The organism is Stieleria sp., from assembly GCF_041595215.1.
Taxonomy (GTDB): domain Bacteria; phylum Planctomycetota; class Planctomycetia; order Pirellulales; family Pirellulaceae; genus Stieleria; species Stieleria magnilauensis.
This window is the reverse complement of sequence record NZ_JBFHKV010001312.1, coordinates 1-2,068: the sequence shown is the minus strand read 5'-3', so window position 1 is coordinate 2,068 and position 2,068 is coordinate 1. Positions and strand designations below refer to the sequence as shown.

Annotated in this window: 2 protein-coding genes; one reads left to right on the top strand and one right to left on the bottom strand. The window is 58.8% G+C overall.

The window, feature by feature from the left end; all coding sequences use genetic code 11:
- Position 1: 1 nt before the first annotated feature.
- Positions 2–1,237, bottom strand: a complete 1,236-nt coding sequence (locus tag ABX749_RS30865) for a DUF1559 domain-containing protein (protein WP_372899416.1) — start codon at positions 1,235–1,237, stop codon at positions 2–4.
- Between the two features lie 85 nt (positions 1,238–1,322).
- On the opposite strand from ABX749_RS30865, the gene ABX749_RS30860 reads away from it, so the two are divergent.
- Positions 1,323–2,068: GspE/PulE family protein (locus tag ABX749_RS30860; protein ID WP_372899415.1), on the top strand; the 746-nt coding region annotated here is incomplete at its 3' end.

Sequence of the window (2,068 nt, the reverse complement as noted above, 5' to 3'; positions counted from 1 at the left end):
CCTACAGAGACTCGCCAACCATCTCGTTCTGATTGCGTGTTCCCAACGCTCCCCAGAGCCCGAAGGGGCTTGGGCTGCCGGGAGCCAGGTGGCCTTGTCCGTCGAGGGTCACGGTGCCTTTCATTTCACCCGACTCAATCGAATCGGTCAGGAACACGACGGAACCATCGCCCATTGCGACGTGGCCGCCGCCTTGGTGACGACTGCTCATCGATAACGTTCCGATCGTTGTTGAGTCGCCGCCGAAACAGAGTTGCGTATTGGGCGGCAGGACGGTGTTGAACCCGGTCATCAACGGCATCGCGTCTGCCCAACGATAACCTCTTCCCTGGCCGCGAATCGACGACAGCTGAACCGCGCCGCGTGCATCCCAAAACCGTGGACGCTCTGGATCGATCTGGCTGCGACAGAGTTGCACATCGTCTAACACGCCACCGGTCCATCCGTTTTCCACCGACGGAACCGTTCGAATGTCCTTGTCGCCAAGGTCGGTTGCGATCTCACCCAGCATGATCGTCGTGGACAGACCGTCGGTGACGTCGTCAAAGGAGGTGATCATCCTGGGAACAAACATCCCGCGTCCGGTCGCCTGCATCTGTGCCTCCCCGCTGGGCGACCACTTCGAATCCTGATAACGCCACAATCCTTCATCCAACCCTTCGATCGCGTCACCCAGGCACGCCGCATAATTAGTCCGCCCCAACGCGGGTGATCCGATGCCCGGATCCGACGGACAACGATACGTTGGGACCTCATGATCCCAGGGTTCATAGGATCCCATTGACGGAACCGGTCCCATGCTCGGATAGCGATGTTCCGGCTCGTTAAAGTCGTCGACGTCCATCGACATGTCATAGAAGTCATCTTGCTCGGCGAGTAAGTCTCCCGCAGGCGGTGGTCCGGTCCATTCGCTACTGATGGTTTTCCACAGCGGCGTGCTGCCGAGAAACGGCGTGATGGACACCAGAAAACTCAGCCGAAACTGATTGGTCGCTGCCGGATCATTGGTGTTGTTGAACGTCCCAGTCCCGTGTGGCGGAAGGATCGTGAACGCATCGTGATACTGGGCAACACCCAACGCCACCTGTTTCAAGTTATTGCTACAACTCATCCGACGGGCCGCTTCGCGTGATGCTTGGACCGCGGGCAACAACAGTCCCACCAAAATTCCAATCACACCAACAACAACGAGCAACTCCAGCAACGTGAATCCGTTATGATACCGGCGGTGGTTCATGGTCTATTCCAGTGGGTTGAAAACCATAGCTTAGCAATCTCCCGCATCACGCGTGCTCCGTGACGCGAGCTTTTTGGAATTCGGAATGCAGGTTTCTTTCTCACGATCGCGACGATCATCCACCGACCCTGAATTCGCAATCGCGATGGTCAACGAATGTTTGACCGCCGCGTTGGCTCGTGGCGCGAGTGACGTGCACCTTCAACCGCGATCGGGACGCTGGGAGGTCTCGTTTCGGCTCAACGGCGTCCTGCAACCATTTGATTCCTATGACTCTAGCGAGCAAAGCGATCCGGTTGCCCGCTTGATGGCGTTGTCGGGATTGCCGTCCTATCGCGGTGGCGTTCCACAGGAAGGGCCGCTTCGTTGGCGAGACGCGGGCGGAACGGAACACGAAATGCGGCTGGGCATTTTCCCGACGGTGCACGGCAATCGCGCCGCGATCCGAATCATCAGTGACCGCGAATCGATTCGACACTTGGATCAGCTCGGCTTTGATGCTCCAACAGAAAAACAACTGCGATCGGTGTGTGATTCACGTGACGGATGGCTGCTCGTCGCCGGCCCCGCCGGCAGCGGAAAGACCACGACGCTCTACGCCTGTCTCCGCTACATCGCCGGCAGCGGGTTTCAGCGCAGCGTTTTGACGATCGAGGATCCCATCGAGTCGGTGATCGATTCGATCAGCCAAAGTCAATTGCAGCCGACCAGCGACATGACCCTGGCGTCGGCGCTTCGCGCGGCGGTTCGACAGGACGCCGAGGTGTTGCTGGTCAGCGAGATCCGCGACGTTGAGACCGCCGAAGCTGTTTTGGCGGCGTCGATGACCGG